26 protein-coding genes are annotated in these 26,218 nt (G+C 60.1%); 9 read left to right on the forward strand and 17 right to left on the reverse strand.

Going from position 1 to position 26,218, the window contains the following annotated elements; genetic code table 11:
- The first annotated feature begins 3 nt into the window (after window positions 1-3).
- Window positions 4-231 (forward strand): hypothetical protein, encoded by a 228-nt coding sequence (locus IG629_RS06680; RefSeq protein WP_193171184.1) that lies wholly within the window; start codon window positions 4-6, stop codon window positions 229-231.
- Between the two features lie 37 nt (window positions 232-268).
- Here the strand turns inward: IG629_RS06680 and IG629_RS06685 are convergent, their stop codons facing one another.
- Together IG629_RS06685 and IG629_RS06690 are read right to left on the reverse strand one after the other, a co-directional pair.
- Window positions 269-856 (reverse strand): hypothetical protein, encoded by a 588-nt coding sequence (locus IG629_RS06685; RefSeq protein ID WP_193171185.1) that lies wholly within the window; start codon window positions 854-856, stop codon window positions 269-271.
- A 107-nt stretch (window positions 857-963) separates the two neighbouring features.
- Window positions 964-1,581, reverse strand: a complete 618-nt coding sequence (locus IG629_RS06690) for a hypothetical protein (RefSeq protein WP_193171186.1) — start codon at window positions 1,579-1,581, stop codon at window positions 964-966.
- 158 nt (window positions 1,582-1,739) lie between these two features.
- On the opposite strand from IG629_RS06690, the gene IG629_RS06695 reads away from it, so the two are divergent.
- Both IG629_RS06695 and IG629_RS06700 read left to right on the forward strand, forming a co-directional pair.
- On the forward strand, window positions 1,740-2,282 hold the full coding sequence (locus tag IG629_RS06695) for a DUF924 family protein (protein ID WP_193171187.1): 543 nt from the start codon (window positions 1,740-1,742) through the stop codon (window positions 2,280-2,282).
- A gap of 53 nt (window positions 2,283-2,335) precedes the next feature.
- A complete protein-coding gene (locus tag IG629_RS06700; protein ID WP_319025028.1) occupies window positions 2,336-3,280 on the forward strand; it encodes a 2-hydroxyacid dehydrogenase in 945 nt (314 codons plus the stop codon).
- A gap of 10 nt (window positions 3,281-3,290) precedes the next feature.
- On the opposite strand, the gene IG629_RS06705 is transcribed toward IG629_RS06700, so the two are convergent.
- Window positions 3,291-4,145, reverse strand: a complete 855-nt coding sequence (locus tag IG629_RS06705; RefSeq protein ID WP_193171188.1) for a LysR substrate-binding domain-containing protein — start codon at window positions 4,143-4,145, stop codon at window positions 3,291-3,293.
- A gap of 102 nt (window positions 4,146-4,247) precedes the next feature.
- Between IG629_RS06705 and IG629_RS06710 the strand changes: the two genes are divergently transcribed.
- On the forward strand, window positions 4,248-5,267 hold the full coding sequence (locus tag IG629_RS06710) for a permease (protein WP_226886514.1): 1,020 nt from the start codon (window positions 4,248-4,250) through the stop codon (window positions 5,265-5,267).
- Window positions 5,268-5,271: 4 nt separating this feature from the next.
- Here the strand turns inward: IG629_RS06710 and IG629_RS06715 are convergent, their stop codons facing one another.
- The 7 genes from IG629_RS06715 to IG629_RS06745 form a co-directional block, all read right to left on the reverse strand.
- Window positions 5,272-5,730, reverse strand: a complete 459-nt coding sequence (locus IG629_RS06715; protein WP_193171189.1) for an acyl-CoA thioesterase — start codon at window positions 5,728-5,730, stop codon at window positions 5,272-5,274.
- A gap of 64 nt (window positions 5,731-5,794) precedes the next feature.
- Window positions 5,795-6,019 carry a hypothetical protein gene (locus tag IG629_RS06720; RefSeq protein ID WP_193171190.1) on the reverse strand — a complete coding sequence of 75 codons (225 nt, stop codon included), beginning with the start codon at window positions 6,017-6,019 and terminating at the stop codon, window positions 5,795-5,797.
- 10 nt (window positions 6,020-6,029) lie between these two features.
- Window positions 6,030-8,051, reverse strand: a complete 2,022-nt coding sequence (locus IG629_RS06725) for a TRAP transporter permease (RefSeq protein WP_193171191.1) — start codon at window positions 8,049-8,051, stop codon at window positions 6,030-6,032.
- A 73-nt stretch (window positions 8,052-8,124) separates the two neighbouring features.
- Window positions 8,125-9,090, reverse strand: coding sequence for a TAXI family TRAP transporter solute-binding subunit (locus IG629_RS06730; RefSeq protein WP_193171192.1), 966 nt, complete (start codon window positions 9,088-9,090; stop codon window positions 8,125-8,127).
- A gap of 189 nt (window positions 9,091-9,279) precedes the next feature.
- Window positions 9,280-11,004: an L-arabinonate dehydratase gene (araD, locus tag IG629_RS06735; RefSeq protein WP_193171193.1), complete on the reverse strand. Its 1,725-nt coding sequence runs from the start codon at window positions 11,002-11,004 to the stop codon at window positions 9,280-9,282.
- Window positions 11,005-11,073: 69 nt separating this feature from the next.
- Window positions 11,074-11,556: a GNAT family N-acetyltransferase gene (locus tag IG629_RS06740; RefSeq protein ID WP_193171194.1), complete on the reverse strand. Its 483-nt coding sequence runs from the start codon at window positions 11,554-11,556 to the stop codon at window positions 11,074-11,076.
- A gap of 95 nt (window positions 11,557-11,651) precedes the next feature.
- A complete protein-coding gene (locus IG629_RS06745; RefSeq protein ID WP_319025029.1) occupies window positions 11,652-12,356 on the reverse strand; it encodes a 3-oxoacid CoA-transferase subunit B in 705 nt (234 codons plus the stop codon).
- 225 nt (window positions 12,357-12,581) lie between these two features.
- Between IG629_RS06745 and IG629_RS06750 the strand changes: the two genes are divergently transcribed.
- Window positions 12,582-13,790, forward strand: coding sequence for a pyridoxal-phosphate-dependent aminotransferase family protein (locus IG629_RS06750; RefSeq protein WP_193171195.1), 1,209 nt, complete (start codon window positions 12,582-12,584; stop codon window positions 13,788-13,790).
- 40 nt (window positions 13,791-13,830) lie between these two features.
- On the opposite strand, the gene IG629_RS06755 is transcribed toward IG629_RS06750, so the two are convergent.
- On the reverse strand, window positions 13,831-14,514 hold the full coding sequence (locus IG629_RS06755) for a 3-oxoacid CoA-transferase subunit A (RefSeq protein WP_404923502.1): 684 nt from the start codon (window positions 14,512-14,514) through the stop codon (window positions 13,831-13,833).
- Window positions 14,515-14,664: 150 nt separating this feature from the next.
- On the opposite strand from IG629_RS06755, the gene IG629_RS06760 reads away from it, so the two are divergent.
- On the forward strand, window positions 14,665-15,867 hold the full coding sequence (locus IG629_RS06760) for a pentapeptide repeat-containing protein (RefSeq protein ID WP_193171197.1): 1,203 nt from the start codon (window positions 14,665-14,667) through the stop codon (window positions 15,865-15,867).
- Between the two features lie 65 nt (window positions 15,868-15,932).
- Here the strand turns inward: IG629_RS06760 and IG629_RS06765 are convergent, their stop codons facing one another.
- From IG629_RS06765 to IG629_RS06785, 5 genes are all read right to left on the reverse strand, one after another.
- A complete protein-coding gene (locus tag IG629_RS06765) occupies window positions 15,933-16,652 on the reverse strand; it encodes a hypothetical protein (RefSeq protein ID WP_193171198.1) in 720 nt (239 codons plus the stop codon).
- A gap of 98 nt (window positions 16,653-16,750) precedes the next feature.
- On the reverse strand, window positions 16,751-18,442 hold the full coding sequence (locus IG629_RS06770; protein WP_193171199.1) for a putative bifunctional diguanylate cyclase/phosphodiesterase: 1,692 nt from the start codon (window positions 18,440-18,442) through the stop codon (window positions 16,751-16,753).
- Between the two features lie 218 nt (window positions 18,443-18,660).
- A complete protein-coding gene (locus IG629_RS06775; protein WP_193171200.1) occupies window positions 18,661-19,371 on the reverse strand; it encodes an alpha/beta fold hydrolase in 711 nt (236 codons plus the stop codon).
- 209 nt (window positions 19,372-19,580) lie between these two features.
- A complete protein-coding gene (locus IG629_RS06780) occupies window positions 19,581-20,375 on the reverse strand; it encodes a 2-keto-4-pentenoate hydratase (RefSeq protein ID WP_193171201.1) in 795 nt (264 codons plus the stop codon).
- Window positions 20,372-21,613, reverse strand: a complete 1,242-nt coding sequence (locus tag IG629_RS06785; RefSeq protein WP_193171202.1) for a M20 family metallo-hydrolase — start codon at window positions 21,611-21,613, stop codon at window positions 20,372-20,374. Before IG629_RS06785 ends, IG629_RS06780 begins: the two co-directional genes overlap by 4 nt.
- Window positions 21,614-21,787: 174 nt before the next feature.
- Here IG629_RS06785 and fghA point away from each other — a divergent pair, with 174 nt between their 5' ends.
- Entirely contained in the window at window positions 21,788-22,639 is an 852-nt protein-coding gene (gene fghA, locus IG629_RS06790) for an S-formylglutathione hydrolase (protein ID WP_193171203.1), read from the forward strand.
- A gap of 48 nt (window positions 22,640-22,687) precedes the next feature.
- Entirely contained in the window at window positions 22,688-24,313 is a 1,626-nt protein-coding gene (locus tag IG629_RS06795; protein ID WP_193171204.1) for a Na/Pi cotransporter family protein, read from the forward strand.
- 9 nt (window positions 24,314-24,322) lie between these two features.
- Here IG629_RS06795 and IG629_RS06800 read toward each other — a convergent pair whose 3' ends face one another.
- Window positions 24,323-24,925, reverse strand: coding sequence for a class I SAM-dependent methyltransferase (locus tag IG629_RS06800; RefSeq protein WP_193171205.1), 603 nt, complete (start codon window positions 24,923-24,925; stop codon window positions 24,323-24,325).
- A gap of 59 nt (window positions 24,926-24,984) precedes the next feature.
- Here IG629_RS06800 and IG629_RS06805 point away from each other — a divergent pair, with 59 nt between their 5' ends.
- On the forward strand, window positions 24,985-26,211 hold the full coding sequence (locus tag IG629_RS06805; protein WP_193171206.1) for an MFS transporter: 1,227 nt from the start codon (window positions 24,985-24,987) through the stop codon (window positions 26,209-26,211).
- Window positions 26,212-26,218: the final 7 nt, after the last annotated feature.

Below are 26,218 nucleotides of genomic sequence, written 5' to 3' on the forward strand. Positions count from 1 at the left end.
GAGGTGAAGAAGCCTCAGGTCGTCACATCAAGGAACAGCCCGGACGGGCTGCTCTGCGTCGATGTTTTTCGTCGGGAAGACGGCAGTTTCGGGTTTGAGGAGTTTCGCCGAGACCCGGAGGATGCCAGTGGCTGGTATGGCGTTGGCGGTTATAGCAGCTTGCGGTACGCGTCTGCCCATGATGCCGACAAGGACGCTACCGCCCGCGTCTCATGGTACGGAAACGAATAAGCGGCCATGTGACATCAGGGCTACGGTGACGGACCCTCTAAAAATTCGATAAGCGAAGATTCTCGCGATCCCTGTCGCGGTCCCGTTCAATCGGGAAAAGCTCGTTCATCATGGTGCGGATCATCCGGCGGAAAACCGGATCGCTGGCTCCCGCCGGGGCCGGCGCCTCAGACCACGCGGTACTGAGAGGCTCGGATTTGGCGCAAAATGCCGCATCAAGCCGCAATTTACCGACGGTTTGACGCGTCGGAACCGCATCTTCTTCACACAGCTGATCGGGTGAACCGACAATTGCAGCATTTGCCAGAATCACGATCCGGTACTCCGGATGAGCTGTGCTGGCGCAATCGGCGGTGAAGCGTGCCGAAGAGCCGAGGATTGCACCGGAGGCATACTCCGCCGCAGCAGCCGTAACCTCAGAGGCCTTGGCATGAGTGTCCACAAATGCCGCACCGGACAGGGTCATGCAAACAGGCGTTTTCGACGCCGCATAGGTCAGATACTCGCGCTTACCCTCATTATCGACACCGGAATATCCGTGCATCGAGGTTACGCAACCACCGAGCAGACTAACGGTGCAAACCGCGCCGACTGCAATCATCCGCGACGTGATTTTCTGTCCCACAGCACTCTCCCTTTTTAGCGCCTGAAAAGCGCGCGTGACTTAGATATGGGCGCTCCCGCAAAGCGATCAATCGAGGCAGAGTGACGCGGCCCGAAGAACGGATATTTCTAGAAAATTCCTTCGAACGGATTCAGCTTGATCCGGGGCTTCGGATCGAATTCGAGAACACCGAGGCTACCAGTATCATTCGCATCGGCCTGGAACATTTCGCGCGCAGCCTGCAACAGCAGATTGCGGTAGTTCGGGTCCGTCAGCGAGGTCATCCGGTCCGATCGCGCCTTGACCGCCGCGATCGAAACTTCCTGCCGGCAAAACACCATGAAGAGTGTCTGTCGTGCATCGCGCCGGTCATAGCTGAGCGGTTTCTGCGAGCTCGCCGCGCAGACTTGATCAGGTGTCGTCGAGACCGGCGGATCGAATGCAATCCTGAACCTGAATTGCGGCGCCCCAGCAGCAGCCGGGTTCAGCGTGAAACCGCGCGGCACCTCGGAATAAACGCCGGAAAGAATGCGCGCTGAAGCAGCCGCCGTCTCCCCCTTGCCTTCCCGGAACGGCTGACCGGAAACCTGGAGCAGCACCGGCCCCTGCTTTCCGGCAAAGGCCAGCACGCGTTTCTTGGCACCTCCGCTCACTCCGGTCGGGGACTGAACAACGGTTGCGCCGCATCCGGCAACGAGCAATAGAACGATAAGGGACGCAAAGCATTTACTGAGGGGGCGGATCATGTCCTCTCCAAGTCTGGACCGGTGGCAGGCGACTGTCACATGGCGGGTTCCGTCCTGTCACCACTTGGATATCCGCAAAGCGGAAGTCCAGCGCATTTACCTTGTCCGCACCGCCGGTTTATCGTTCCGGTTCAACGGGACGGAACCAAGGCCAAAATATGCGCGACATCGATCAGGTTTACAGCTTCTGGTTCGAGGAATGCTCCGAAAAGCAATGGTTCGAAAAAGATCCGGAGCTCGACCGGCAGATTCGGGAACGCTTCGGCACGCTTGTCGAGGCCGCGGCTGAAGGGAAACTGGAAGACTGGCTGGAAACCCCGCGCGGCGCCCTCGCCTATATCCTGTTGCTGGATCAGTTTACCCGGAACATCCATCGCGGATCGGGCAAGGCTTTCGCCGCCGATGCGAAAGCGCGTGCTGCCGCCATCAAGGTCTTGGTGGACGGCTATGACGGGGAATTTCCAGACCGTGAGAAGACTTTCCTCTACCTGCCGTTCGAGCATAGCGAGAACCTTGAAGACCAGGAACGTTGCGTCGCGCTGTTCGAGGCTATCGGCGATGAAAGGTTGACTGACTACGCGGTGCGCCACCGCGACATCATCGCCCGCTTCGGCCGTTTTCCGCACCGCAATGACGTTCTCGGACGCGAAAGCACCGAAGCTGAACAGGAATTCCTCAAACAACCGGGCTCTTCTTTCTGATCCCAACCGGCACCGACAGGCCAGGACAAGGCCGCAAGAAAAGGAAATATACAGTGGCAGAAAAACCTCACGTCCTGATCCCCGCCCCCTATTACAAGCCGGCAATGGACCGGCTGGACGAGATCGCCACCACGCACCACCTGTACAGCGCGCCGGACCCGAAAAAGATGCTGGCCGAGGTCGGTGAGAAATGCGTTGCCTTCGCCACCTTCATGAAGTGCGACCCGCCGCTGCTGGACCAGGTGCCGAACGCCAAGCTGATCGCCAATTTCGGTGTTGGCTACGACGCCATCGACATAGAGGATGCTAACCGCCGGGGCATAAAGGTCACCAACACGCCCGACGTGCTGAACGACTGCGTCGCCGACCTCGCTCTCGGCCTGCTGATCTCCGCCCGCCGTCATATTGTCGACGCGGACCGTTTCGTCCGGGCCGGACAGTGGCCGGTGAAGAAGCAATACCCTTTCGTGAACAAGGTACATCACTCCAAGGTCGGTATCGTCGGTCTCGGTCGCATCGGACTCGAAATCGCCGATCGCTGCGCCGCGTTCAAGATGGACATTTCCTATCACAACCGGTCCATGAAACCGGACGCGCCCTATCGCTACTACCCCGATCTGGTGAAAATGGCCCAGGACGTGGAAATCATGGTGGTGATCACGCCGGGCGGTGCCGCCACCAACAATCTGGTGAACGAGGCAGTGCTGGAAGCTCTTGGGCCGCAAGGCCTGCTCGTGAATGTCGCCCGCGGCTCTGTCGTTGATATGGATGCCCTGATTGCCTGCCTGAAGGACGGCCGCCTCGGTGCTGCCGGACTCGACGTCTATCCGGACGAGCCGAATGTGCCGGAAGAACTGTTCGGCATGACAGAGAACGTGGTGCTCACCCCGCACATCGCCAGCGCTACGCACGACACCCGCATGGCCATGGGCATGCTGGTCTATGACAACATCAAAGCCCACTTGGCAGGCGAGGACCTGCTGACGCCTGTCAACTGAGCCTTATTGATCAGGCGCGGGAGAAGGCGCGGCGCAGACTGTCGCTCATAGTAGCGCACAGCTCCGGATTGCCGCCCTCTCCCCGCTCGATCACCAGATAGGATGGCGGTAGATCCGAAAACCCGTCAGCGGGCGAAAGCATGACCAAGTCGTCATGGATCGCGGAGCGGTTCAGGACACCCACAGCAATCCCCGCTCGAATGGCCGCAGCCACGCCAACGGCGGTTTCGCTGGAATAGACGATACGGTACCGCCGCCCGCTGTCCCGCAACGATGAGATTGCGACGTCCCGCCACCAGCAGGCCCTGTCGAAGAGAGCAACCGGCAACGGATCGTCCTGCTGCACGGAATGCGCACGGGAAGCCGCCCAGCCGATTGGCTCGGCCCAGAGCTGCTCCATGCCGGGCCCGACGCTGCCAACTTCGTGGACCGCAAGGTCCAGCTGACCTTCCGCCAATGCCTTCGGGAATCCTGCACTGAAGGAGCAATGCACGCTGAGTTCGACACCGGGATATGTCCGGGCAAAATCGGCCACCACACGTGAGAGCCGGCCTTCACGATCATCGTCGGGAATACCTACCCTCAGCTTCCCCGTCAGCACGCTCCCCGTCAGATCCGCCAGGGTTTCATCAAGCTGGCGCACCACACCGCGCGCCACCGGCTCCAGTTTCTCACCGGTCGCCGTCAGACGCACACCACGGCCGTGACGTTCGAACACATCAGCCCCGAGCAGGGCTTCAAGCTTTGCGATCTGGGTACTGGCGGCGGACTGGGACCTGTAGATCCGCGCCGCGCCGCCGACAAAACTTCCCGCATCACTGATTGCGAGGAAAGTCCGCAGCAGATCGCTATCGAGATGAGACATACAAACCAATCGATAAAACCAATACCTGCCTTCAATATTATTCGTTTTTCAAAACGCTTCTCAAGCAGCAATCTGATCTGGACACCTTCCGGAGACGAGACATTGAGCGATTGCGCATCCACCAGGCCAACCATGGGCCGCCGGACCATCTGGACGTTTGGCGCAATCTTCGCCACCCTGCTCGGACTTGCGCTGGTTTTCCCGTCCCTGAGCATGGAAACATTTCAGTTCGTTGGCTGGAGCCTTCTGGAAGTTTCCCCACTCGTCATTCCCGGCGTGCTGCTTTCAGCCTGGGTCCGGGCCAGTGGCGCCAGCGGACGAATATCCGAGATCTTCAGGGGCAATATGCACCGCACCGTCCTGGCTGCGGCGGCGGTAGGCGCAGTCACGCCGGTCTGCGGCATCTCCGTCTTGCCTCTGATGGTCGGGCTGCTTGCCGGCGGCGTCCCGCTCGCCCCGGTCATGGCATTCTGGCTTTCCTCGCCGGTCACCGACCCGGCCATGCTGGCTACGACCGCCGCCACCCTCGGTGTCGAATTTGCTGTCGGTAAAACGCTCGCCGCCTTCTGTATCGGGCTGGCCGGAGGAAGTCTGACGGCAATGATGGCGCACAAGCCCTGGGCCATGGCGGCATTACGGGACAACTCAATCGTCGGCAGTCTCGGCCAGGTCTGCCAGACAAACGGCTTCACCCCTGCGATCTGGAAGGATGCAGAAAACAGAACGGGCTTCTATCGTGAGATCCGGGCGACGACGCGCCTCATCCTGATCTGTCTGATCCCGGCCTTCGCCATGGAGCATCTGCTCGGCTATATGCTGACGCCGGAAGCCCTCTCCGCCTATGTCGGCTCGGGCAACTGGTGGTCGATACCGTTGGCAGTGCTGATCGGCGGGCCGCTCTACCTCGACGGCTTCGCCGCGCTGCCCCTGACGCGCTCCCTGCTGGACCATGGCATGTCGCCAGGAGCGGCCATGGGCTTTCTGGTCTCGGGCGGTGTCGTCAGCATTTACGGGGCGATGGCGATCCTGCCCGTTCTGAAGCTGAAGCCCTTCCTGCTCTACCTGATCGTCGCCCTTACCGGCTCGCTCGCCGCAGGATGGGCCTTTGACATGATTATGTAGGGCTTCAGCCCTCGCCGGTCGGTCCGGCGAGCTTCATCAGACCCGCTCTGACATCGTCGGGAATCGGCATTGATTTGCGGGCCTGCATGTCGAAGCAGACACCGACCACGCGGGCCAGGCCGGTGACCTCGCCGTTGAACAGTATGGCCTGACGCATGACGAGAGAACTGTTCCCCAGTTTCTCGATCCGGGTGCCGACGCGAACCTGCCCCGGATAGTGCATTTCCTTCAGGTAATCGACCTCGATCCGGGCCACCACCCAGGAGAAACCGCCCCGGTTCCCGCCATACATTTCGCCGGCCGCATCCGCGAACAGCATCACACGAGCGGACTCCAGATACACTCCGATCGCGTTGTTGTTCACATGGCCGACGGGATCCAGATCGGCGAAGCGGATTTTCTCCTCGATCCAGTAGCTGTAGCTATCGGCATCGCGTTCGTCGAAGCTTTCGAAATCACTCATTCCGTCCCCGCATACAAAAAGGGCCGCGCACAATGCGCGCCCCTGATGCTCGTGTCCGTCCGGCTCAATCGCCGTCGGGTTCAGGCAGGTCCTCGCGCGTGACGCGGTCGCCCGGACGGTAATCGAGGATCACCGAAAAAACCAGCAACACCGCCATCGCCATCGTGATGCCGACGAAAATATTAAATTGGCTGACATGCAGGTGATAAATGCCGGTCAGGAAGAAGCAGACAGCAACGACCGCGAAAAGCAGCCAGTGCCGGGCCTTGCCGAGAAATATCTCACTCATCTCACATCTCCTACCGTGCTGGCTGAACGGCGGGAACAGCGCGCCGCCAAACATAGATCGAACCGGAAGCAACCAGCCCGACACCAACGATGAGAACACCCGGAACACCAAACGGACTACCCGTGACCGGCACCATCAGGAACAGGGCCGAGACCAGGAACACAGCGCGTTGCAGCGGTCCGATCCGCCCCCGGCACCAGCCTTCGAGGCCAAACGAAAGCACCCAGAGTCCGAACAGCACCAGCGCGGTCGAAGTGAGCGTCATCCAGGTCGGCCCCTCAACCAGCAACGATGGGTTATAGACGAAAGCAAAGGGCACCAGGTATTTCGCAACCCCGACTTTCGTCGCCTCGAACGCCGTTGCCATAGGCGGTGTTCGGGCTATGGCAGCTCCCGCAAAGGCCGCCAGCGCCACAGGAGGCGTGATGGTCGAGACCACACCGAAGTAGAAGGCGAACATATGCGCCGCGATCGGATTCACGCCGATCTTCTCCAGTGACGGCACGATCAGTGCGGCGACGGTGATATAGACGGCTGTCGTCGTCATCCCCATGCCGAGCAGGATCGCGGCGACCGCGGTCATGCTCAGAAGCAACGCAAGATTGCCACCGGACAGCTCGATCACCGACTGGGTGAACTTCAGGCCGAAGCCGGAAGCGAAGATCGAGCCGATGATGATCCCCGCACAGGCGCAGGCGACCGATACCGCTACCGTTGACCGTACGCCGGATTCAAAAGCCGCGAGGATATCGACGGGACTCATCCGGGTGTGAGGGTTGATGAAACTGAGCGCGATCAGGCTGAGAATGCCCCAGAAGGCGGATTTCATCGGCGTATAACCGACCATCAGGAAGGCGATCAGGATGGCAAGCGACAACAGCAGGTGCCAGCCACCCTTGAACACTTCCCAAGCCTGCGGCAGGCGCTCGACCGGAATGCTCTGGATGCCGTGTTTCTCGGCTTCCAGATGCACCATGAAATAGACGGTGACGAAATACAGGAAGGCCGGAATGGCAGCGGCGATGATCACCGTGAAATAACTGACCTGCAGGTTCTCCGCGATGATGAAGGCGGCAGCCCCCATGATCGGCGGCGTGATCTGCCCGCCGGACGAGGCACAGGCCTCCACGGCGGCGGCGAAACGGCCGCGGTAGCCGGTCTTCTGCATCAGCGGAATGGTGAAGGACCCGGTGGTCACCACATTGGCGACGGCGGAGCCGGAGACGGTTCCCATGAAAGCGCTCGAAAGGGTCGCAGCCTTGGCCGGACCGCCGACACGGTGTCCCGTGAGAGCAACCGCAAGGTCGATGAAAAAGCGCCCGGCTCCGGACCTGATCAGGATGGCGCCAAAGACGATGAAGAGCACGATGTAGGTCGACGCCACATAGAGCGGAATGCCGAACACGCCATTGCTGCTCATGAACATGGTGTCGATATATTTCGAGAACCGGGTCGGCGGCCCATAGAAGATCCCGAAGAAATAGTGCGAATAGAGTGTGTGCACGACGAAAAACCCGGTCACGCAGACCATGGCCAGACCAACGGCCCTACGCGTGCTCTCAAGCACCAGCCCGATCAGTATTGCGCCGAAGAACATATCCAGGGGCTCCTTGGAGCCGAGACGCATATGGAAAGCGTCGATGTCCAAAAGCGTCCAAACCTGAATCACGATCACGAATCCGACAAGGATCATATCGATGCCGAAGCCCGCAGCGCGCAACACATTACGCGGATCGCCGGGCAGCAAGATCGGGTCCTTGTGGCTTTTACGGAAGAGCGGATTGACCAGAACCGCCAGGGCCAGCATCACCGTCAAATGGATGGATCGGAAGGAACGTCCCTCCGGCGTGCCGTACAGCGCGACATAGAGATGGAACAGCGCCAGCGCGATGCTGATGGTGCAGCAAACGAGCGTGACGATATAGACAAGGTTCACGCGCCGGGAGACGAGAAGGTCTTCAAGGAAAGAGTATTCCTTGACCTCATCGTACTCTAAGCGCCCCGCCGGCGCGGGCTGGCTGGATTCGCTCATGATCGGTCCGATGTTCTGAAAGAAGGTCATGGACCGGGGCGAACCCCGGTCCATGCATAAGAGTTAGCTTAGCTTAGCTGCCGGTTTTGACACCAAGCTCGTCGTAGCACTTCTGCGCACCCGGATGGACCGGGATGGCCGCGCCGTTCAGAGCGTTCTCCACCTTCACGCGGTTCCACACTTTCTTCACTTCGGCGAAGGCAGCATGGTTTTTCCAGAAGGACTTGCACATCTGGTAGACGGTTTCATCCGGCAGGTCCTTGCTCACCACCATGTTGGTGACGATACCGAGGGACGGGATGTCGCTGGACAGGCCTTCATATGCAGCCTTCGGAATCGAGCCCGTGATGAAACCCGGGTTGTCGTTCAGGATCTGCTTCATCTTGTCGTCAGACAGACCAATGAAACGGATGCCCGGGCTGTGCTGCAGCTCAATGAAGGAGGCCTGCGGCACCGAGGTCGCCGCCATAAAGACATCGACGTGGCCGTCTTTCATCAGCGCAACAGATTCGGTGTAGCTCACATAGTGAACCGTACCGCCGTTTTCCTTGATTTTGGCGAAGTCGAAACCGTAGGCCTTCAGGATCGACTCGGCGAACGCGGTACCGGTCCAGCCGGCCTTACCCGGGCTGACATTGGCGGCCTTCATGTCGTCAAAGGTCTTGATCGGTGAATCGGCTCGCACCGCAACCTGGAAGGTTGCCGGATAAAGCGTTGCGAAGTGGCGGACATTTTCATGCTTTTTGGTGAATTTTCCGCGCCCGGCAAAGCCGTTGTAAGACGTGTGAGCGTAGGACCAGCCGATTTCCGCATCGCCGCCATCAACGGCCTTCACGTTGGAAATGCCGCCACCGGACGTGTTGGACGTCGAGATACCGGGCACTTCATCACCGAGTACCTGCATGATTTTGGCGCCCAGCGGATACCAGGAACCGCCGGCGGGGCCGGACACCATGCGGACAAATGTATCGGCGTCTGCGGCAGTGCCTGCAAAGGCCAACGGGGCAGCGACAAGCGCTGCCTTCAAGACATGCTTCATAATTTCCTCCCATTGAGCGCGACCTTGTGGCCGCTTTCGTGACGCCCCCCTGGAAAAGGGAAGCAATCTCGGCGCCCATACTTCAGGACAAGGACGTCCGGTGCAAGTGCGGGCGCTAAGGAGATTGCCTCTTTAACGGAAAGATGACGGCGACATTTGCGAATATGTCGCCGGAATATATGCGTACTTCTAGTGGATTTCCGGCTCGGGCGTTGGCGCCGTGCCTTCCAGCACGTCGAAGTCGCAGCCCTTGTCCGCCTGGGTGATATGGGCCGCATAGATCGCCCCGAAACCACGCGCGAATTTCGCTTCCGGGGCTTTCCAGGCGGCCTTCCGGGTCGCGAGTTCCGCCTCATCCACAAGCAATTCCAGCGTACGCCCCGGAATATCGAGGGCAATCATGTCACCGTCCCGGACAAGAGCCAGCGGGCCGCCGACGAAGCTTTCAGGCGCCACATGCAGCACGCAGGTGCCGTAGCTGGTTCCGCTCATCCGCGCGTCCGAGATCCGCACCATGTCGCGAACGCCTTGCTCCAGCAGCTTCTTCGGAATAGGCAACATGCCCCATTCCGGCATACCCGGGCCGCCCTGCGGACCGGCATTCTGCAGCACGAGGACCGAGTCCTTCGTCACAGGCAGGTCCGGATCGTCGATCCGTGCCGCCATATCATTGTAATCCTTGAACACTACGGCCGGGCCGGTATGTGTATGCAGTGACGGATCGGCGGCGATGTGCTTGATGATCGCACCACCCGGCGCCAGATTGCCACGCAACACAGCGAGGCCGCCCTCGGCCGAAAGCGCGTTGCCCCGCCGCCGGATGACGTCCTCATTATGGATATCTTTGCCCTCGATGTTCTCGCCCAGGGTCTTGCCGTTCACGGTCATGCAGTCGAGATGCAGGATGTCCTTCATTTCGTTCAGCAGCCCCGCGAGGCCACCGGCATAGAAGAAGTCCTCCATCAGGTATTTGCCCGACGGCCGGATATTGGCGAGGAACGGTGTGCGTTTGGAAATCTCGTCAAACCGCTCGAGATCAAGCTCGACGCCGAGACGCCCGGCCATGGCGATCAAATGTACCACCGCGTTGGTGGAGCCACCCATCGCCATCACCGTGGTGATGGCATTCTCGAACGACTTCTCGGTGAACACGTCGGAAGGTTTGACGTCTTCCCAAACCATGTCGACGATCCTGCGCCCGCAACGGGTCGCCATCCGGGCATGGTTACTGTCGGCAGCCGGTATAGAGCCCGCATCGGCAAGCGTCAGACCGAGCGCCTCGGCGGCGCACATCATCGTCGCCGCCGTTCCCATGGTCATGCAGGTGCCGGGCGTCCGGGCGATGCCGTCCTCGATCTCTTCCCAGTCATCCTCGGTGATGTTCCCGGCGCGCAATTCGGCCCAGTATTTCCAGGTATCGCTGCCGGACCCGAGCGTCTTGCCGCGCCAGTTGCCGCGCAGCATCGGGCCCGCGGGCACGAAAAGCGCCGGAATGTTCATGCTGGCCGCGCCCATGAAGAGCGCAGGCGTGGTCTTGTCGCAGCCGCCAAGCAACACAGCCCCGTCGCAGGGATAGGAGCGCAACAGCTCTTCCGTCTCCAGCGCCAGCAAGTTGCGATACATCATCGTGGTCGGCTTCTGGAACGGCTCGGAGAGCGAGATCGCCGGCATCTCGACCGGGAAACCTCCAGCCTGCCAGACGCCGCGCTTCACTTCTTCGGCGCGGTCGCGAAAATGGGTGTGACACGGGTTGATATCGGACCAGGTATTGATGATCGCAATGACCGGCTTCCCGGCCCAGTCTTCGCGGGCATAGCCCATCTGCTTCGCTCTGGAGCGGTGCCCGAACGAGCGCAGGTCGTCGACCCCATACCAGCGGTAACTCCGCAATTCCTCATAGGATTTGCGCGCCATGAATTCCTCCCATTATCTCCGCCGTATGAAGCCCGCGGCGGGCCGGGTCCGCCTTTTCGGCGTGTTCTTTTAGAGTGGTTTTTCCAGGACAAGCTCCATCGGATCGAAGCCAAACCCCCGGTAAGCGGCGAGTGCCGCTGCGTTGCGTGCGAGCGTATGAATACGGAGCCGTCTGGCCCCCTGGTTTTTCAGGTGGGACTCAATTGCCCCGAGAAGCTGCAGGGCAATGTCCTTGCCGCGCCATCGGTGCAATACGAAAACATCGGAAACATAGCCGTGCGAGGCGAGTTCCGGAAAATTCAAAGGATCCTGATCCAGCGCCATCCAACCGGCGACGAAACCGGCGATATCGGCGCCAACCCAGGCAATGAAGATGGCCCCGGCGCCCTCCTCCGCGGAATGGATCAGATAATCGACATGTTCCGCCGCGACCCTGTCGCCCGGCTGCCGCGCCTGATGCAGGTAGCGCTCGAAATCTTTCAGCTCGCGCACAAGGTCGGTCAGCCCTTCCCTGTCACTTGCACGAGCCGGCAAAATTTCTACTGCATCCATGACTTAGGAACGTCCCCGGGATAGCTGCGCGGCTCCTGCCGCATTCGGAAATGCAGTGAAACCGGGGATCCGGATCGAGTCAACCAACGCGAATACTAGAGCACGGGAGCGGACAGGATACCGCAGTCCGGCGCTAGGGTCAGTTCCGGCTCGGTAAGCTCCTGCAGCCCCGCGAGGGTCAGGCCCTCGGCCATTTCGCGGACAACCAGCCCCTTGTCGGTCACGTCGATCACCGCGAGATCCGTGAAAATCTTCGTCACCACCTGCTTCGCCGTCAGCGGATAGCTGCAGCTGTTGACGATTTTCGGCGCGCCCTTGCGGGTAACGTGGTCGGTCAGGACCCAAACCTGCTTGGCGCCAGCCGCCAGATCCATCGCGCCGCCGACACCTGGCGGAAACTTCGGGTTCTCGGTCGTCCAGTTCGCAAGATCGCCTTTCTCGGAGATTTCGAAGGCTCCCAACAGGGCGAGATCGATATGACCACCGCGGATCATCACGAAGGCATCCGAATGCACGAAGAAAGAGCCGCCTGGAACCAGGGTGATCGGGTCTTTCGAGGCATTGATCAGTTCAGGATCTTCCGTACCCGGTTCGGGGGCCGGGCCGACGCCGAGAATGCCGTTTTCACTATGCAGAACAATCTCGCGGTCCTCGGGCATGAAATTCGCGCAGGTGGTCGGCAAGCCGATCCCGAGATTGACGTAACTGCCGTCCGGAATTTCGTTGGCTGCACGCCAAGCGACCTGATTTCGCGTCATTTTTTTTGCTGCGTTATCCTGAACCGCCGCTTCCATCGCCATACCGATACTCCAACTGCGTGTTTTATCCTGCCTTACAATAGCGGCTCCCCATTGCTTTTGAAGTGTTGCCGCCTTGCGCGACTGACCATATAACTCAGCTCGCACGTCCCGAATAGACGGGATTCCTTACGGATCACCCAAAGAAAAACGTGGATAGTGCCGGATTGCTGCCGGGTGAAGCTTGCTGTACCCGCGTTCCGGCGCGGAGATACAGGAGCTACGAATATGTCTGGTTACAGCGTCAAGCGCGGTCGGAGCCTGCTCAACACCCCCGGCCCGACCAACGTGCCAGAGCGGGTTCAGCAGGCGATGGTCCGGAACCCGATGGATCTCAGCGATCCCATTGCGCTCGCCATGATCGAGACCTGTTTCCAGGATCTCAAAAAAGTCTTCCAGACCGAGCACGAGATCTTCATCTACGCCGCCAACGGACATGGTGCCTGGGAAGCAGCCCTGGTTAACACCCTGTCACCAGGGGATCTGCTGCTTGTGCCGGAACTCGGGAACTTCTCGACCGGCTGGGGTGAGATGGCGGAAGCGCTGCAGATGCGCACCGAAACCATCAAGGGCGACTGGCGGCAGGCCATCGATCCGGCCAAGATCAGGGACCGCCTCGCTGCCGACAAAAATCACGAGATCAAGGGCATCCTGGTGATCCAGACGGATACAGCCACCAGCGTTACCTGCGATGTCGCGGCGATCCGCAAGGCGATGGACGAAGCCGGGCACCCGGCCCTGCTTTTTGTCGACACGATCCCGACCCTGGCCGTAAGCGATTTCCGGATGGACGAATGGGGTGTCGACGTCGCCGTCAGCGCCTCTCAGAAGGGGCTGATGATGCCGCCGGGCCTTGGCTTTGTGGCCGCCTCGCCGAAAGCGCTTGAGGCGCACAAGAAAGCAACCTCTCAGCGCCGCTATTGGGACTGGTCCCTGCGGCTCGCTTCGGAAAGCTACCGGACCTTCTGCGGCACCAGCCCGCAGATCCAGCTCTACGGCCTGCGCGCCGCCCTCGACATGCTGCTCGAGGAAGGACTGGAGAATGTCTTCGCCCGCCACAAACGGCTGGCCCAGGCAACCCGGCTCGCGGTCGAGCATTGGGGCCAGGCCGGTGCCATGGAACTGAACGCGATCAACCCGGATCAACGCGCGGACGGGGTCACCACCATCCTGCTCAAGGAGGGTATCGACGGCACGCAGATCCGCGATGTCTGCCGCGACGAGCTGCAATGCGCGCTCGGCGGCGGTTTGCGCAATCTCAGCGGCAAGGCGTTCCGGATCGGCCATATGGGCGACATGAACGAGCCGATGCTGTACGGAGCATTGGCAAGCGTGGAGGCCACTTTCGCCTATCTCGACATCCCTTACACGCCAGGCGGCGTGACCAAGGCAATCGAGTATCTGGTGGAATGCCGCAAACGGGGCGGCAAGGCCTGAGCCTGCGCGCCGAGACCTGCCAACCTGAGCCCGGCCGCCTTCAGGCGGCCGCGGCGACTGCCGGTACGTGGAACACCCGGTCGACGAAAACCCCCGGCGTCACAACAATCTCAGGGTCGATTTCGCCCAGCTCGACGATCTGGCGTGCTTCAACGATGGTGAGGTCGGCCGCAGTGGCCATGACCGGACCGAAATTCCGGGCCGACTTATTGTAGACGAGATTGCCCCAACGGTCCGCCTTTTCGGCCTGAACAAGCGCGACATCGCCTTTCAGGGCATATTCCAGAACATATTCGCGCCCGTCGATCTCGCGGACTTCCTTGCCCTCGGCGAGCTGCGTTCCGACGCTGGTCGGCGTGTAGAACGCCGGAATCCCGGCGCCGGCAGCGCGCATGCGCTCGCTCAGCGTACCCTGCGGCACCAGTTCGAGTTCGATCTTTCCGGCAGCATAGAGTTCGTCGAAAGCGACCGAGCCTGCGGAACGCGGGTAGGAACAGACGATCCGGCGCACCCGGCCCTCTTTCAGAAGGGCGGCAAGGCCGCGATCCCCGGTCCCGGCATTGTTCGAGACAACAGTCAGATCACGGGCACCCTGATCAAGCAGCGCGTGGATAAGGTCCGTCGGCACGCCAGCGGCACCAAACCCGGAAATCAGGACAGTACTGCCGTCCTTCACCCCGGACACCGCGTCAGCGCGGGCCTCAACGATCTTGTTAATCGCCACAACCGAACCCCATATATATTGCAACTGGACTATCAGAGGGCCTTTATGCCGCTGCCATGCCGCTCCGTCCAGCATCGATTAACGTAAGCCAAGATCCGAAATTGCCCTTCTTTAACGAACCCTTAAACTGCGTGGCTTAGCATGATGAGCATGAGCTCACTCCGTTACATCTCGAAAGCGTCGCTGGAAAACACCCTTCTTCAGCACATGCTGTGGCTGGACGATCCGACAAAGGGAAAGCCCGCCGATCTTTCCGGAAAGAATCTTTTCGGCAGCGATTTCCGCAGCAGAAAAATGCGGAACATCCTGATGCGCGACGCGAATCTCCAGGGCGCAAATCTGGAAGGTGCCGACCTTTCCGGAGCCGATCTGAGCGGCGCTGACCTGATGTCCGCGAATTTCCGCGGCGCGAAACTCGAAAAGACCAATTTCAACTCGGCGATCATCGCCTCGGTCGATTTCACCGACGCGGACATGCGCGGTGCAAATCTGTCCCGCGCGCGGGGGCGGATGACCGAAACCAGATGGTCTGGGTCCGAAAACGATACGGCACCGCTCAATCTCTCCCATGCAAAGCTGCATCACGCCAAGATGGAGAGAGCTGACCTGTCGGGTGCGATCCTCGAAAATGCCGACCTGTCTGGCGCGAATCTGGAACGCACCAATCTATCCCATGCAAAGCTGTGCGGTGCCACCCTGCGGAACGCCAAACTCGTCGGCGCAGCTCTCGACGCGGCCGACCTCAGCGAGTCCATCGCGACCGGAGCCGACCTCAGCGGCGCAACCCTCAACAATGCGATGATCCAGGGCGCAAACATGATCGGAGCCCTGATCAAAGATGCAGACCTCACCGGGGTCGACATGAAAAGTGCACGATTGCACGCAGCCATGGACCCGATGTCCGTTGAATTGCACCGTCAACTCATCGAGCACGATTTCTGGGTTTCGACAGGAGGCGCCAGAGGTGCACGCGCCGATCTCGAGGGCGTCAATCTCGATAATGCGGACCTCAGGAACCTCAACCTCAGCGGCGCTCAAATGCGTGGCGTCAGTTTCCGGGGAACCCAGTTCAATGGGTCCATGCTGATCCTGGCAGATCTCACCAATTCGGACTTCGAGATGGCGAGCCTGCGCGGCTGCAATCTTTCCGGGGCCTGTCTGTGGGGGTGTAATCTGCGCCGGGCAGACCTGACGGACGCAATCATCCAACCCGCGCCGATCAGCACAAGCGACGGCTCGAGGGCCGGCCGCGTCCAGAAAACAAATTTTCGGTCGGCAAATCTTGAGAATACCCTGCTCGGACCGCTCAATCCGGATGACGTTCTGATGGACGATCCGCGGGTCGCATCCTGAACCAAGCCCGATCCGGTTCATGTCAACGCCCAGCGGGGAAAGCCCGATGGGTAAAACCACCACCATTAGTCATAGGGTTGGCTGGAGCGCACTCTATGGCGAAGCTCCGAAAGGCTCACGGTGGAAACGCTCTTGAGCGGCAGGAGGTTGCCGAGCCCCATCCGCAGCGTGTGCTCAATCTTTTCTTTTGAATAGCGCGCGACAGGATCGCTGACCGCGAGGGAAAGAGCGTCAGAAAGCGCTTCGTTGATCCTCTGCCGGTTCGCGAGAATAAGATCTGCGACCCCGGTATCGTGAACGTAGATCAGAACCCGGCCCAAACACTCGAACTTGTCGATTTTCGGGTCACCCGTATTTGGGGATGCGACAATCTCGTCCGGAAACGGCACAGCATGGGTCGAATTTTCCACCGCCACCAAGCGCAATCGAAGCAGGTGCGTTACCAGAGACATGCCGGTGAATACCCCTGTCACGCGCAACATGCCGAGGTAATTTGCGCCACCGACAAGAGGAAAACCGAAAACCATGTCGAAGGCAAAATTCAGTATGAACAGCCCGAGGGCCATCAGCATACTTACCGAAGCAAGAATAGCTGTCGCGACGGTCGCCAGCCAAAGGAAGTATTTGAAATCAAGGCCTTCGACCTTCACATGCGTCTTCGCATTCGTGGATTTCTTGGGCGAAGGCTTACCGCCGCCACCGGCCGCAGGTTGGCTCGGTGCTTTATCCTCAGCCTCTGGCGGCTTTGCCTCTGCATCCTGTTTTTGACTTTCGTCCTCAGACACAGATGCGCTCCCTCACTTTTGGGAGAGCATTCGGACGCCAATCGGCCGCCAAAAATGTCAGCAGTGAATTCAGAAAAGCGGAGCCCATACGGGAGATCTCACACAAGGATCGCCATATCTTGGTCGATCTGATTGCGATATGAGTGCAATTCACGCAGCCGTGCTTCGACAGCCTCCGGCGTCAAAGGTTTATCGAACAGATACCCTTGCGCCAGATCGCACCCATGATTTTGAATATCGGCAAACTGCTTGTTTGTTTCGACGCCTTCCGCAACGCAAACAGCCCCCATGGCCTTTGTCATTGCAACGATGGCCTGGACGATCGCATTGCTGCCTCTGCTCGTCTCCATTGTCTGCACGAATGACCGGTCGATCTTCACCACGCTGACCGGCAAATCGACAATATGAACAAGCGATGAATAGCCGGTCCCGAAATCGTCGACCGCCGTCGTCACGCCCATTTCAACAAGCTGATCGAAGAGTTGTTTCGCAGCCCGGATATCGGCAACAACGCTTGTCTCCGTCAATTCGCATTCAAGAGCACTTGGCTCCACCCCGGCATCGCGTAGAAGGCTTGAGAGAAATGGTATCAGCCGATTTTCCCGAACATCCTCCGCACCGATATTGAAGGCGACGGGAACAGTCCTGAGCCCTGCCGCTTGCCACTCCTTGAGCTGCGCCACCAGCCGTTCGAGCACAATAAATGTCAGGTCCGATGCGATACCGGCCTGACGAGCAATCGGCAGAAACTCATTTGGCCCGACGAGACCGCGTTTCGGGTGATTCCAGCGTATCAGTGCCTCAAACCCCAAAATCGCACCGGTCTGACAATCGACCTTCGGCTGATAGGCCAGCCAGAACTCTTCTTTGCGCTCGGAAACCGCACGCCGGAGGTCATGCTCGACAACCAGGTGCCGAACCGCTTCACGGTGTGTCTCGTCTTCGTAAATCTCTGTGCTGCCGATGGCTTTCTGCATAGCTGCATTCAGGGCGAAACGGGCCTTGCGCACGACGTCTTCTGGGTCCAGATCCGGATCGGTGATCCTGCTGATCCCGAAATGCGGAACGATTCGAGCGGCGTTTTCGCTCGGCGAGTAGCTGACCTCGACACAGAGCCGCAGCTTTTCGACCAATCCCGCAAGATCGTCAGCCTCACCTTCGATCGAGACCACAACTCCAAGGGTGGAATCGTCGAGCAGGGCGATTTCGGAGACCGCCTCGAGATGCCCCAGTCGATCCCCCGCTTCCCTGACAATCCGCGACCGCGTTGCTTCACCAAGCGTGCCGGCAAAGAACCCGAGGCGGCCGAGAGAGATCGCAATAACCATTGCCGTGCCATCGAGCGGAAATTCTCCGGCGTGAATCCGTTGTCCAACCCGGGTACAGAACCCGACCAGATTTGGCAGCCTCGTAGCCGGGTCGTTGAATGCCGCCCAGACGAGTTTCTCTTCCAGCGAGACCCTGCTGTGCCGATCGCGCAAAACCAGAAGACAACATCTGCTGGCATCGCGATAGACAACGGACGAACGGCCTTCGAGCAACAAACCGGAGCCGTCGCTGCGGCGCCCGCTGATCTCGATGACATCCCCGTCCCCGCCGGGAACCAGCGTGCCGCAATCCGGAAAATATTTGGAGAAAGGGCTGCCAACCAGCTGCATCGCTGTCAGCCCGAGCGTTTCAAGCGCAGACGTGTTCGCCGCTATGACAAGACCGCCCGGATCGATCAGAAACACGCTGTCATGCAGCGCGTCGAACGAACTGAATTGGTCAGCGATGTCTTTGTCACTCATCAATTGGTCCAGAAGTCTGTGCAAGCTTAGGCATCAAGCTCGCGAAAACGGCTTGAACTCTTACAAACCATCGGCTGAAAGATTTAGCCCCCGTGAACCTAAGAAACGGTAAACGCGTCCAGTTTTCTTTGGCACAGAGTCTTCATCGATAACGATTTTCACGTTGAGCAACGGCCCCAGTGACGGCGTCTCACGTTGCATGACCAAAACCAGCACGATTACCGGCCGGCTTCTTCCAGCACAGCGGTAAGCTCATCGGGCATATCGACCATGATGTCATGCCCGCAAGGCAGGCTTCTCACATCCCAGTCCGGAGTGCCGCTCAGTTTCTCGACACAGGCGTCGAACTGCGGAGCTTTATACCCGCCTGCCCGGACATAGTACTTGCTGGAAATACTATCCACTGCGCCCGTCAGCCGGACCGGCTGGGTAAAACAGGAAATCGGGAAATTCGTGCATTTCGCATCGACCCACCCCTGATCCGCCTCGTTCACACGAAACGACGCAGCCGGGGTCGGCGGCATCCACCATCCCTCGCCGACAGACCTGATTTGCTCGAAGGCCAGCTTGACCCGCTCTGGCGGGCGCGAGTCCATTGCGCTCTCCCCGTCAGAAGGGACAAAGGCATCGACATAGACTAGCGATTTGATCCTGGATGCTTCCCGGTCCGCGGCGCCGGTGATCACCATGCCGCCATAGGAATGCCCGCACAGGATCACGGACTCCAGATCCTCCCAGGACAACAGGTTGGCAACATCGAGAATGTGGGTCTGGAGCCTGACGGACGGAGACAGCAGATGCGAGCGGTCGGCAAGTCCCGTAAGGGTTGGCGTATAAACATCATGTCCTGCAGCGCGGAGCCGGTCGGCGACCCGCCGCCAACACCAGCCACCATGCCATGCTCCGTGAACCAGTACGAAAGTTGCCATAACCAAGCCATTCCAGAACTATCGTTCGTCAAGACCACACAGATTTCATGGTCGTGCGGCGCCACTGGATGGTGACACCAGCAGGTGTGTCCGACAAGCGCTGTAAGGCTTCTGGCGTGTTTCATCGGGAAACAAGTTCATATGATGAAATTTCAATAACCGCGAAGGATGCACGAATCGCGCGGCCCGAAGCGATCCGTCCGCCTCGGTCAGATGAAATTCACCTCAATGCGGCCGAGTTCGCCAAGATCCGCGACACATTGGGCCGGCTCGTCAAAATGCACTGTCTTGACGATACTGCCCAGAAGCACAAATTCTCCGGCCTTGAGCGGACGCCCCTGCTTGCAGCGCAGATTTGCCAGCCAGGCGAGGGCTTCGAACGGATGGCCGAGTATATCGGCCCCAACACCGGCTCCGGCTTCGTCGCCGTCGACATAGAGATTACCCGTGACCGCCGCGAGATCGAGATGTTGCCAGTTCAGTACCGGCGCTCCGAGAACCGCTCCGGAATTGAAGAAATTGTCCGCCACAAGCATCGGGACCGGCAAGGACGGGTAATCGACGTAGCGATCGTCAACGAGTTCGACCGCGGGCAGGACCGCCTCGACGTAACCGCCGACCGTCTCCCGCGTAAACGCCTCGTCCTTGACCAGATCGTGCAAGAGCAGGACCCCGATTTCGACCTCGATACCGATCCGGTGATAGAGCTCTATCTGAACATCCGCGCGCTCATGAAACTCCATGGTGGCGAAAACCTCGCCGGCACATGGCTCGCTGATCTTCATATAGTCCTGCATCACCTTGGTGGTACAGCCGATCTTGTGACCGACCACCGGCCCGAACCCCGCCTGTGTAAGATGCGCGTTCAGCTGGTTCTGCAATTCGTATCCTTCCGCGACCGTCGCCGGCATAAGCGCGTCGGGAAGACGGTCCGTCGGTCCACCGCCGAGGCGCGCCGCCGCGAGAATCTCGACAGCGCGCGCCGTGTTTTCGGCTGAGGTCATGATGTCTCCTTCTGGGAGGTTTTGAGGATGGACGCAGCCGCATCGGCCAGCACCTGGCACCCGGCGACAATGTCTTCCTCATGACTGTCCTCGGCGAAATCGTGGCTGATGCCGCCGATGGACGGAATAAACAACATGGCACAGGGCAGCGCTTCGCTCAGTACCATCGGATCGTGTCCGGCCGCACTCGGCATCCGCCGCCATTTTCCCGGAGACGTCTTCTCTGCAGCAGCCGCCAGATGGTCCTGGAAGCTTTCATCCATGTCCGACGGCGGAACCGGTGTCCGGGAGCGCTCGGCGCTGGCCTTGATGCGGCCCTCCGCATTCACTTCGGCGATCAGCTCCGCGACGATTTCCTCGAACTTGTCGAGCAACGCCTCTTCGCTGTCCCGGAATTGCAGGGTGAGCTCGGCATAGCCCGGCACGATTGACGCCGCCCCCGGCTCGATCACCACCCGTCCGAGTGTCCAGACCGTGGTCGGCTTGGCATGTTTTGGAAATTCCTCGTGGATACGGCTCGCAACCCGGAAAAGCGCCGTTGCCGCATCCTTGCGTCGCGCCATCGTGGTCGTGCCGGCATGGTTCTGCTCGCCGACAAATTTCAGGGTCATGCCGCGAATACCGACGATGCCGGTGACGACACCGATCTGCTCTCCGGCATCTTCCAGCCAGGCACCCTGCTCGATATGCGCCTCGAGGTAACCGACATAGCGGCCCTCTTCCATCCGCAGGCGCGGAACATCGGTCAGCCCCGCATCCTTCAGCGCATCGGTCAGCTTCACACCATCCCTGTCAGTCGCGTTTGCTTCCACTTCGGGATCGAGGGTGCCAATCCATGACCGGGACCCGATGCAGCCATAAAACCGGCTTTCCTCGTCCTGCCAGGAAATCACGTCGACAGCGAGATCGGACGTTTCCGGATCTTCCGCCAGCGCACGCGCGACCTCCAGCCCATAAATCACGCCAAGCGCACCGTCCAGCCAACCGCCGCGCGGCTGCGTGTCCGAGTGAGAGCCGACGATCAAGGCCGGGCCGTTCTTGCGAGACCGGCCGAGTACATTGGCGACACCGTCCAGAGTGGTATCGAGCCCGGCATCTTCGAACCGCTTTTTGAGCCAGCGCCGCGCATCCATATCCTTCTCGCTCAAGGCAGGCCTGACCACCCCCGTTTCGACTGCTCCAATGGAGCGCAGGGTTTTCAGATCGTTCAGCAAACGCTCGGCATTAATTCTAGGCATCGGTCCCTCTTGGAAAATCAGCGGGCATCCTAAAGATCTAAGCCGCCGGACATAACCCCGATAACCTGAACGGGACCCTTCCTGGCCCCTCGCCGCCGTTTTTACGGGACCGTTCCGCGCACCGCCGCCATGGTGTAGCCTCCGGCGCGTTCGATCGATAAAGGATAAAGAGCAATGACTGTACCGGCCCTGACAACCGTCTCCGAAGCCAAGGCCTTTGGCGGAAAGCAGTTTGTCTATTCCCACGCCTCGGCAGAGACCGGGACCGATATGCGTTTTGCGGTCTACCTGCCGCCGGCAGCCGAAACAGCCAAAGTCCCCGTGCTCTGGTATCTCTCAGGGCTGACCTGCACCGAGGAGAATTTCACGGTGAAGGCAGGCGCCCAGCGCGATGCGGCTGCGTTGGGAATCGCTCTGATCGCCCCGGACACCAGCCCGCGCGGCGATGGCGTTCCCGACGATCCGGATGGCGCCTACGATTTCGGCCTTGGAGCCGGTTTCTATGTCGACGCGACAGAAACTCCATGGGCTGCTAATTACCGGATGCGCAGCTACATCGAAAAGGAACTGCCTGCTCTCGTCGAACAGGCTTTGCCGCTCGATATGACGCGGCAGGCGATCACGGGACACTCAATGGGCGGTCATGGCGCGCTCACCATCGCCCTGAGAAACCCGGACCGGTTCAAAAGCGTTTCAGCCTTCGCCCCGATCTGCTCACCGATGAACTGCCCGTGGGGCGACAAGGCGCTGACCGGCTATATCGGCGCGAACAAGGCCGACTGGCGGGAGTATGATGCCTGCGCCCTGATCGAGGATGGCGCCCGGGTGGCTGATATCCTGGTCGACCAGGGACTGGCGGACGGCTTCCTCGAAGGTCAGCTGAAGCCCGAGCTTCTGGAGGCGGCCTGCGATAAATCCGGAATCCGCCTGACCATGCGGCGCCAGGAAGGTTACGATCATTCCTACTATTTCATCGCCAGTTTCATGGAAGATCACGTGCGCTGGCATGCGGAAAGGCTGGTCTGAAAAGCCTCGCCTAGTCCCCGGAGCGATTAAGGGGTTGATTATAAGACCATGATCGCAAGCGCTGCCGTTGCCATCGGCGGAATCGGCTTGTTCCTGATCGGGATGCTGATTCTGACCGATGGCCTGAGAAGCCTGATCGGGAACAGTCAGCGCCGTGTCATGGCGCAATTGACGAACAGTCCGGCGACGGGTGCCCTCACCGGGGCGCTCATGACTGCGGTTGTCCAGTCCTCCAGCGCGACGACAGTAACGGCAGTCGGTTTCGTCGGCGCCGGTCTGCTGACCTTTACCCAGGCATTGGGTATCATTTTCGGCGCGAATATAGGCACCACCCTGACCGGCTGGATCGTGGCAGTCCTCGGCTTCAAGCTGCAGCTTGGCGCCATCGCGTTACCCATTCTCTTGCTTGCCGTTCTGGTGAAGTTTTTCGGCAAGGGACGGACTGCCCTCGCCGGATGGTCTCTGGCCGGGTTTTGCCTGATTTTCATCGGGCTCAACACGATGCAGGACGGTATGGAGCTGTTCGGCGGCGTGATCACACCTGACGATTTTCCGGCAGATACTTTCTTCGGCCGCCTGCAGCTCGTCGGCATCGGCATTGCGATCACGCTGGTAACCCAGTCCTCCAGCGCCGGTATTGCGACGGCGATGGTCGCGCTCGGCAGCGGAACGATCAACCTGCCCCAGGCGGCGGCGATGATCATCGGTATGGACGTTGCCACCACCTTCACAGCCGTTCTCGCGGCCACTGGCGGATCGACCGCCATGCGCCAGACCGGCTTTGCCCACTTGATCTACAATGTCCTGACCGGGATTCTTGCCTTTTCCCTGCTGACCCCCTTCGCAAACATCGCCGCCCAATTCATGGACCCAGCCGCGCCCGGCTCCGACCAGTTGGCACTGGTCGCATTTCACACCTCGTTCAATACACTTGGTGTCCTGCTCATTCTCCCGGTCACGGGCCTGTTTGCGCGGCTGATATTGTGGCTGATACCGGACGACGGGACCGATCTTGCGCGCAGGCTGGACAACAGGCTTTTGCCTGATACCGCCGCCGCGACAGATGCGCTGGCCGGCACCTTGACCGAGTGCGCCATGATCCTCTTCGATCACCTGCATGGCGCGATAGATCGCTCCCATAGAGGGAAAACCCGGCTCGATCTGGCAAGAATCCGGGATGCCATCAGCAAGTCCGAACTCTATGCCACCGACATTCAGGCTCGACGCGCGGCCGTAACAGGGATTGGACGGTTCACTGCCGCGATTCATACCCTTGATCACCTGCGCAGGCTCTGTCACCGGGCAAGCCAGTCACAACGGATCGTGACGATCGCCCATGACCCGGCCCTCCGGGAGGTCAGTGCGCAATTTGTCACCCTGCTCGCCAATATTTCCCAGAGCCAGGACCTGAAAGCGGCAGAACATGACTTTGATGCCCTGCGCAAAGGACTGAGAGATCAGCGGCACCGCATTCGGGAGGACGCAGCGCAAAACGCCGCAGCCGGACTGCTATCGTTTGATGACACAATCAATCGGCTGGACAGCATCCGCTGGCTGCACCGCAGCGCCTATCACGTCTGGCGCATCGCCCATCACCTGAGCGATATCACCGCTTTGGAAAAGCAACATGACGTCCCGGCCAGTGACGTTGAACTTGAAGCCGAGCTGGACTGACCGGCGTCATCACCCCGGCACACGATAGCGATAAATCTGAGCGCTCGAGGCTTCCGGCACTGTCTCCACTACCTCCGCCGTCCACTCCGGAAAAGCGAAGGTGCTCGTAATCACCACAGAACCCGGTCGTAGATCGCCTGTGAGTTTCCGCTCCAGGCCGCGCATAGGCGTGACCATCAGGTAGCAGAATACGAGATCTCCATCCGAGAGATCGGTTTTCATGAAATCCGTCCGGCGGATTTCGAGGTTCGTGCGGCGCTGGACGAGACGACGGACTTGGCAGACGAGCCATGGCACAGGCGAAAGCTCGAGGGCCACGACCCGTGCCTGCGGATAGCGCGCAGCCAGCGCGAAGGCAATCCCGCCCCAGCCGCATCCGAGCTCGTAGATCGTCGCCGGTGCAAAATTCTCCGGTATCAGCCTGAAGATGGCCTGGCGAACTGACGGATGTGACGGCATCGGCGGTACACCCGTCCGCACGGTATAATAAAGGATTGAAAGCGCGCTCAGCAGCAGGACCGCAAACAGCGCTGCCTCGGCCGCTCCATGATCGAGCAACTCGCCAAGAAGATTGCCGAGGGACGGGGCCTGCGTGCTAATTTCATCTCCCATCATCCAATGCCCTTGTGCGCTCGATCGAGGCGACAGCCTCACAGTAACCCGGAGCCCCCATGTCCCTCACCGAACGCCTGACCGGGCTCCCGTTCCGGGAAAACTTTCCGATCGCACTGGTTGGCCTCGGCCACGGCGCCATCCATTGGACGGACGCGGTCTTCTACCTGCTGCTCCCCGCCCTGTCGACGACGCTGGGCCTCAGCTACACGGAGACCGGGGCGCTGGTCAGCGTGTTTCATTTCAGTGCCTTCGGCGCAAATTTCTTCAGCGGGCCGTTGGTGGACCTCTCCGGTCGTCGGGTCATCTTCCAGGTTTTGTCGGTCGCTATCGGTGCGTTGGCATTGATGGTCATGGGGCTCGCCACCACCTTCTTCGCCCTCGCAGGGCTTGTCGTGGTGCTCGGCGTCACCAGCAATCTCTGGCACCCTCCGGCAATCTCCTTCCTGTCAAACCGCTATCCGAAGAACCGGGGTTATGCGCTGTCCATCCACGGGCTCGGCGCCAGTGCCGGCGATACACTCGCGCCATTGACCGCCGGCGCCCTGATGGCCGCGTTCGGCTGGCAGCAGGCAGCTGAAATCTCCGCGCTCCCCGCGCTCGCTGTTGCCGGCATCCTCTTTATCGGCCTGATGCGCTACGAGACAAGAAAAGCGGAAGATACGGCCGCGCGCGGTGTCGGGTTGTCGGAATATTTCGCCGGTATTCGCTCCGTCATCGCGAACCGCGCCATCCTCGGTCTCTGTGTGATGAGCGGATTCCGTTCGATGACACAGGGCGGGTTGCTGGCCTTCCTGCCACTTTATCTGGCCAACGTCATGCATTCCGGCCCCGTCATGATCGGCATCGCCATGGCCGCGATGCAGGTCGGCGGCGTCATTGCGACGCCCGCCGCCGGGATCTGGTCGGACCGGGTCGGGCGGCGCACGGTCGTCCTCGCCGGGCTGACTGCCTCCACCGTCCTGATTGCCAGCCTGACGTTCCTCGGCAACGAAGCAGCCTTCATCGCTGGAATATCTCTGCTCGGCTTCGTGCTCTACGCGGTGAGACCGGTTGTGCATAGCTGGATGATGGACCTGACACCGGACCATCTCGGCGGCTCTGCCACCAGCCTGATGTTCGGCACGCAAAGCGGCTTTTCCATCGTCATGCCGATCATCGGCGGCATGCTGGCGGACCAGTTCGGCCTTGCTTCCGTCTTCTATATGCTCGCGGGCACCATCCTGATGACCAATATCCTGACCCTCGGCCTGCCGAAAGAACGGCCCGCCGCATCAGCCGGGTGAGAGCCCG

It is taken from the genome of Nisaea nitritireducens, assembly GCF_014904795.1.
Classification (GTDB): Bacteria; Pseudomonadota; Alphaproteobacteria; order Thalassobaculales; family Thalassobaculaceae; genus Nisaea; species Nisaea nitritireducens.